Source organism: Sulfurimonas sp., assembly GCF_016744025.1.
GTDB lineage: Bacteria > Campylobacterota > Campylobacteria > Campylobacterales > Sulfurimonadaceae > Sulfurimonas.
In genome coordinates, this window is record NZ_JADGFC010000134.1 from 1 (window position 1) to 6,681 (window position 6,681).

The following is a 6,681-nucleotide window of genomic DNA, read 5'->3' on the forward strand; positions in this document are numbered from 1 at the left end:
GATTATAGAAGTTGGAATTGTTGTGATGGTTATTCTCATAATCATATCATTTTATATTTCTAAAGTTTTAAATAATATATTTACTAAATATAAAAAAAGTGTTACACGTCAGATGCAAAGAACTCTTCAAAAAGAAAAACTTTTAATTCAACAATCTAAAATGGCTACTATGGGAGAAATGATAGGAAGCATCGCTCACCAATGGAAACAACCCTTAAGCTTGATTGGAATGTCTAATGCCTTAATAAGACTTAGTAAAGAGTCTGAAGGTTTCACTACTGAAAAAGAAGTTAAAGAAGCTATAGATGATATAGATATCTCAGTTAATAATTTAGCACAGACCATTGATGATTTTAGAAATTTCTTTAATCCAAATAAACAAAAAAAGTATTTTCGCTTTAATGAAGTATTTGATAAAACAAATAAATTAATTTCTTCTCAATTTAAAAATGATGATATAGAGTTTATAAAAAATATTGAAGATAAAGAGTTATTTACATTTGAACATGAGCTTTCACAAGTATTGATAAACATTCTTAAAAATGCCAAAGAAGAGTTAATAAAACTTGATTCAGATATAAAGAGATTTATATTTGTAGATGCTATATTTGAAGATGATATCTATGTCATTAGAATAAAAGATAATGCAGGTGGAATACCTGATGAAATATTTGCTAAAATATTTGACAGTTATTTTACAACCAAAGAAGCAATTGGTGGCACAGGAATTGGATTATATATAAGTAAAAAAATAGTCGAAGAAAATATGTATGGAACTTTAGAAGTTAAAAATGTAGAATTTATATATAAGGATATTGAGTACAAAGGTGCTGAGTTTAGTATGTATATTCCTATTTGATGTACTTTAAGTTGAGATATCTTTTTTATTTAATGCTACACTAATAATATTCATCTTATCAAGCTCAATAGCACTGAGTTTGCCTCCATACACGCATCCTGTATCTATCCCATAATAGTTTTTACCAATTTCAACTTCTTTATAATCAGTATGACCAAAGATATTTATAACATCATAATCTTGCCAGTTCTTTTCCCAATCATCACCCCAATCTTCTTTATCATCAATTCTATTTTTTAAGAGTCCAATATGAGCACTTTGCTTATCTCTATTTTTGTAATAAGGCAAAGCAAATCCATGAGTAATAAAATAGTTACCTATTTCTATATACCTAGGTAATGATTCTAAAAATTCTAAGTGTTTTTCAATATGCTTGATATCATTTTTGTAGCTGAGTAGTGTTTGAGCACCACCCATGTAGTCCTCATCTTTCCATCTAATATATCTATCTTCATTATCAATTGATTCTAAGATATGAGATACCATATAATCATCATGATTTCCAAGAATAACTTCATAATTATTTTCTATTATAAAGTCTATGACTTCTTTTGTATAGAGACCTCTATCGCATAAATCGCCTACAAATATAAGTCGTGAATTTTTTGGTAATTTTGCGACAAGATCGACTAAAGTATGATAACATCCATGAACATCACCTATTACAAATATAGCTCTATTCATAATATGTAAAGTTACATTCCCAAGTAAGGTTTTAAAACCTCAGGAATATCTATACTTCCATCTTCATTTTGATAGTTTTCCATAATAGCCACAAGTGTACGACCAACAGCTAAAGATGAACCATTTAATGTATGTACCATTATATTTTTTTTTCCATCTTTATAACGAATCTTTGCACGTCTTGCTTGGAAGTCTCTTGTATTAGAAATAGAAGAAATTTCTCGGTATTGGTCTTGTCCAGGTAGCCAAACTTCTATATCTGTTGTGTGAGCAGCTGAAAAGCCTAAATCACCAGTACATAGATTAACGATTCTATGAGGAAGTTCAAGTGCAGTTAAAATATCAGATGCACATGAAACCATATCATCAAATATAGCTTCACTTTCTTCAGGTTTTGAGAGGGCAACTAGTTCAACTTTGTGAAATTGATGTTGTCTTATCATTCCTCTAGTATCACGACCTGCTGCACCGGCTTCTTTTCTAAAACATGATGTATATGCAGTCATTTTTTTAGGTAATTCTTCTGCTGATAAAATCTCATCTTGGTAAAGGTTTGTTACTGGAACTTCTGCTGTTGGGATTAAGAAAAGGTCTAAGCCATCCATCTTGTAAAGATCATCTTCAAACTTTGGAAGCTGTCCTGTTCCTTCTAAGGCTGTACGATTTACAAGAGCTGGAACACTAACTTCTTCAAAGCCTCTTTTAGAGTTGAAGTTAAGCATAAAGTTAATTAAAGCACGTTCAAGTTTAGCACCCATTCCAAAAGATACGCTAAAACGACTTGTAGCTAGTTTTACACCACGTTCAAAGTCTATCCAGCCATTATCTTCAGCTAACTCCCAATGCTCTTTAGGAGTAAAGCTAAACTCTTTTGGAGTTAAAACTTTTTTTATCTCTACATTGTCATTTTCATCTTTACCATCAGGAACATTATCATCAGGAATATTTGGAATAGCCATAGCTATATTTTCTAACTCTTCTTGTAGATTTCTTTGAATATCAAGTGCTTCATTTATTACGATTTTGTTTGCATCTACTCTTTGCTTGAGCTCACTTATGTCTTTGCCTTCTCTTTTGTACATACCAAACTCTTTACTCATAGAGTTTTGCAGTGCTTGAAGTGTTTCAAAGTTTGACTTTGCTTTTTTTAAGGCTTCATTTTTAAGTTTTAAGTTTTCTATAAATGCGGCATCTACACCCTTACGCATTAGCTTTGTACTAATCGCATCGAAATCTTTTTGTAGTAGTTTTAAATCAATCATAATTTTCCTATTTTATTTTAATATATCTTTAGCCAGTTGAAACTGGTTAGCTGTCATTAGGTGAATTTTAGGATGATACTCTTTAAGCTCATCAAAAAGATTTTTACTAAGTTCAAATCCAACTTTGTATTCTTCTTCTGCACCTTTTTCATTTGCAATTCTTAGGGCTTCTATCCATCTGTCTGGAACATTAATTCCAGGTACATGAGCGGATAAAAATTGTGCAGTACGAAGTTTAGTAATAGGAAAAATTCCTAAAATTAACTCAGCACTTTTTCTATCAGAACAACACTCTTTGTTAGCAGCTTCTTTTAACTCTAGAAGTTGTTTTGCATTTTCTAAATCATACACAGGTTGAGTTATTATTCCTCTTGCTCCGTGTTTAATTTTTTTTTGCATCTTTTTTTGTAGTGTTTTTGGATTTTTTGCATAAGAATTTACAACAGCAAATGGATGTATCTCTTTTGGTTTATATGCTAGTGGTTTACCTGCATAGTTCATACCTGAGTTAAATGCACTAATAATATCCAGTAGTAAAGAACTGTCAGCTTCAAAAACACCTTTTGCATGTGGTTGGTCTGAGATTGTTGCTGGGTCACCAGTTAGTGCTAGTATAGCTCTAATATCAACTTCATTTGCACCAAGAAGATCAGACTGAAGAGCTATTTTATTTCTATCTCTCATACTCATAGTCGCAATAACAGGTTTGTTAAATCTTTCTTGAAGCATTTTGGCTGCAAAGAGAGCATTGTATTTTAGTTTTGCTAAAGGATTATCAGTAGTTGAAAAACCATCTACATAGTTTTGCAGTTGCAATTCTTCAATTTTATCTATAATTGGAGAGAAAATAGGGGAGTGTCCAGGTGTAGTTTCAAGTGTAATATATGTGCCGTTATTTAGCTTATCTATCAGTGTATCAAACAAAAAAAATCCTAAGTGGGTATAATTGCGACATTATAACAAAAGTGAGTGACATAGATGCTAAAACTAGCTGTATTTGATTTTGATTCAACTTTAATGGATGGGGAAACTATAGACTTTTTCGCTGAGGAATTAGGCTTAGGTGAAGAAGTAAGCCATATAACTGAAGAGGCAATGTCTGGAAGATTAGATTTCTTTGAATCATTGCAACAAAGAGTTAACCTTTTAAAGGGACTTGACTACAGCGTAGTTGAAAAAATCTCTCGAAACTTACCATATATGCCAGGTGCTATAGAGACTATCGCCGAACTTAAAAATAGAGGTATCAAAGTAGTGTGTTTTAGTGGCGGTTTTAGAAGTGCTACTGGATATGCAAAAGATATCTTGGGTTACGACGCAGACTTTTCAAACGTACTACATCAAAAAGATGGAAAACTTACAGGTCTTGTAGGTGGCGATATGATGTTTAACTTCTCAAAAGGTGACATGCTTCAAAGACTTCAAAACATTTTAGGTGTTAGTGAAGAAGAGACACTTGTCTGTGGTGATGGAGCAAATGATTTAAGTATGTTTGCTCATGCTGGAACAAGAGTGGCTTTTTGTGCAAGAGAAATTTTGCAAAAAGAAGCAAACATAATTATAAAAGAGAAAAATTTAACAAAAATATTGGAGAAAATATAATGCTAGAAAATTCGGTTTGGAAACAATACAACGAAGAAAATAACTTTAGACAGATGCTGGCTAGATTTTGTAAAATGGATATAGAAATTCTTATAGCAGATGACAAGACTTTATATGGTATTTTAAAGTCTAAACTTACAAAAAAAGAGTTAAAGCTATTTGCAATGGATAGTGCGCAGTTAGATGCAACACAACTAAAGTCTGAACTTTCACTTGACGATGAAGAGTTAGAAAAGGCAAAATTTAAGTTATATAAGAAACTAAAACAAGATAAGGTTCGTTTGAGCTTTAGAGAGTCAGCTCTAACTTACGATTAATATACATCTAAACACTACTTACGCGCATTTCGCGTAAAACTACTTCAAAATAATTTTAAACGAAACTCTTCTTGATTTTTCTCTATCTTCATTTTTATTTCTTAATACTTTTTTTGAATAACTAAGACCACTACCTTTTAAAATATTACTAAGCCAAACTTGTTTACTTAAGTCTTGAGTTTTAAATATATGACTAAGTGTCGAAAATGAACGATTCATTGATAGCTTTTCATTTTTTAGATAAGTGTTTGTAAAGTTAGCACTTCCCCACTCACTAGAAGTGTGCCCGTTTATCTCCAAGGTACTTATATACTCTTTATATTTATGTAAAAATGGAATTAGTTTACTTGAACATTTATCTAAAAATATTTTTTGTTTATCTGATAACTTATACTCTGCAACTTTAAAGTTTAATTCCTTATCTATAAACTCTATGTTTAAATCTTCTTTAATGCTTATTATATTTGATGCTATTTCATCTTTAAAGAGTTTTATAATCTCTTCATAAATATTAGCACTTTTGAGAGATTTTTGAGCAATCGTAGCATCTCTATTAAATTTAATTACCCACATATTTGATTCTTGAGAATCTTCTAATGTGTATACTCCTGCAGCTGCGGCTTGTGAGTTGTGAAGAATTGTTACTGTATTAAACATATCGTAATTTTTTTCACCGTAGTGTTCTTGATGTAACATCTCTAAGTTACTATCTAGCATCATAACAAGTCCATCAGTATTGCTTGCATCTTTAACGTAGCCAACTCCAATAATAGATCCGTCAGAATATTCTTCTATATCTTTTAATCCGCTAGAATATGTTGTATCAATAATTTTATCTATAATGGTATTCTTTTGAATATCAAATTTTATTAGTCTTATTTGATCTTTTCCCATCTCATCTTTTTGAGTTAGTGAAATTAAAAAATTATTGTCTCTTAGTCTTATGATTTTGGATGGAGCTACTTCTTGTTTAAACTTCTGATCTTTAATCCAGATCTTGTTTCCATTTTCATTTAAACGCATAAGAGTTAGGTTCTTATTGACTCCATAATTAGTAATGCCTAAAAGCATAATAGAGCCATCAAAAGCCTCAACAGCATCTATTCCTCTATCATCATGCTCTGTTCCATATTTTTTGCTCCAGAGCTTTTGTCCGCTTTTAGAAAAGCGTGTTAAATATATATCATTTAGACCAAGACCAGACTCAAAAATAGCATCACTTTTTGAACGTGTTGTAATAGATGAGCCGACAGCTAATATACCACCATCACTTAGTTTTACTAACTTATTCATTCTGTCGTAATTCTTTGTTCCAAATGATTTATGAAAAATTGTATTTCCATTAGAATTTAGTTTCAGTACTATTAGTGATCCATCAAGTGTATATCCACCAATAAAATATCCATTTGAAGGGGTTTTTACAATAGCAACGGCTTCGCTAAAAGTAGACATTTTAATGGCTTTATTTAGTGTGATATTTGCATAGCTATTTATTTTAAGTAGATGCATTTGAGAGCCATGAATATCTGATACACTCGCAAGATAACTAAATGCATCTGTGTAAGATCTATTTTGATTAGTAGAATAATCTTTATAGACTTTTGAAAAACCAACAGCGCTTATCTGTCTGTCGTAATCTTGTGTGATATCAAATAGAGCATCATCGTAAGGTTCATTCATTATAACTGAGAAGTCAGAATCTTTCGCAACTAGAGAAGTTAATAGTAATAATAAAATTATTGTAATGCGCATATAAATACTTTTTTACATAAGTATAAGCAAAAAATATTCCTAATTGATTTAATGTGAAAAAATTTTAAAAAGTAACAGGATTCAATAAAGAAAAAATAAGAATAATTGACTTAATTAAAAAAACGGGTGCATAATTTTCTACTTTTTCTTATAATTCATAAGATAATAATCTACTAAGTTTAGCTTCAAACTTTTACTTAATCCG

The 6,681-nt window shown here is 30.8% G+C and carries 7 protein-coding genes; 3 read left to right on the forward strand and 4 right to left on the reverse strand.

The genetic code is table 11. The annotated features are described in order from the left end of the window. A partial coding sequence (locus QZZ48_RS13395; RefSeq protein ID WP_294966707.1) for a HAMP domain-containing sensor histidine kinase occupies nucleotides 1-859 on the forward strand: 859 nt, incomplete at its 5' end. A 6-nt stretch (nucleotides 860-865) separates the two neighbouring features. Here the strand turns inward: QZZ48_RS13395 and QZZ48_RS13400 are convergent. Genes QZZ48_RS13400 through QZZ48_RS13410 form a run of 3 tightly spaced genes read right to left on the reverse strand, consistent with a single transcriptional unit; the run spans nucleotide 866 to nucleotide 3,729 of the window. After that, nucleotides 866-1,543, reverse strand: a complete 678-nt coding sequence (locus tag QZZ48_RS13400) for a metallophosphoesterase (RefSeq protein ID WP_294966709.1) — start codon at nucleotides 1,541-1,543, stop codon at nucleotides 866-868. Nucleotides 1,544-1,554: 11 nt separating this feature from the next. After that, complete coding sequence (gene serS, locus QZZ48_RS13405) at nucleotides 1,555-2,805, reverse strand: serine--tRNA ligase (RefSeq protein WP_294966710.1); 1,251 nt, start codon at nucleotides 2,803-2,805, stop codon at nucleotides 1,555-1,557. A 12-nt stretch (nucleotides 2,806-2,817) separates the two neighbouring features. Next, a complete protein-coding gene (locus tag QZZ48_RS13410) occupies nucleotides 2,818-3,729 on the reverse strand; it encodes a methylenetetrahydrofolate reductase (RefSeq protein ID WP_294966712.1) in 912 nt (303 codons plus the stop codon). Between the two features lie 54 nt (nucleotides 3,730-3,783). On the opposite strand from QZZ48_RS13410, the gene serB reads away from it, so the two are divergent. Next, nucleotides 3,784-4,407 (forward strand): phosphoserine phosphatase SerB, encoded by a 624-nt coding sequence (serB, locus tag QZZ48_RS13415; RefSeq protein ID WP_294966713.1) that lies wholly within the window; start codon nucleotides 3,784-3,786, stop codon nucleotides 4,405-4,407. After that, the gene (locus QZZ48_RS13420; RefSeq protein ID WP_294966714.1) at nucleotides 4,407-4,724 is read left to right on the forward strand and encodes a hypothetical protein; all 318 of its coding nucleotides are present in this window, start codon (nucleotides 4,407-4,409) and stop codon (nucleotides 4,722-4,724) included. Before serB ends, QZZ48_RS13420 begins: the two co-directional genes overlap by 1 nt. Before the next feature lie 39 nt (nucleotides 4,725-4,763). Here QZZ48_RS13420 and QZZ48_RS13425 read toward each other — a convergent pair whose 3' ends face one another. Continuing rightward, entirely contained in the window at nucleotides 4,764-6,476 is a 1,713-nt protein-coding gene (locus QZZ48_RS13425; RefSeq protein ID WP_294966715.1) for a hypothetical protein, read from the reverse strand. Nucleotides 6,477-6,681: the final 205 nt, after the last annotated feature.

Excerpts from the sequence above, each read along its gene's own strand:
- QZZ48_RS13400 (WP_294966709.1), bottom strand. The coding sequence starts at position 1,543 with ATGAATAGAGCTATATTTGTAATAGGTGATGTTCATGGATGTTATCAT.
- serS (WP_294966710.1), bottom strand. The coding sequence starts at position 2,805 with ATGATTGATTTAAAACTACTACAAAAAGATTTCGATGCGATTAGTACA.
- serB (WP_294966713.1), top strand. The coding sequence starts at position 3,784 with ATGCTAAAACTAGCTGTATTTGATTTTGATTCAACTTTAATGGATGGG.
- QZZ48_RS13420 (WP_294966714.1), top strand. The coding sequence starts at position 4,407 with ATGCTAGAAAATTCGGTTTGGAAACAATACAACGAAGAAAATAACTTT.
- QZZ48_RS13425 (WP_294966715.1), bottom strand. The coding sequence starts at position 6,476 with ATGCGCATTACAATAATTTTATTATTACTATTAACTTCTCTAGTTGCG.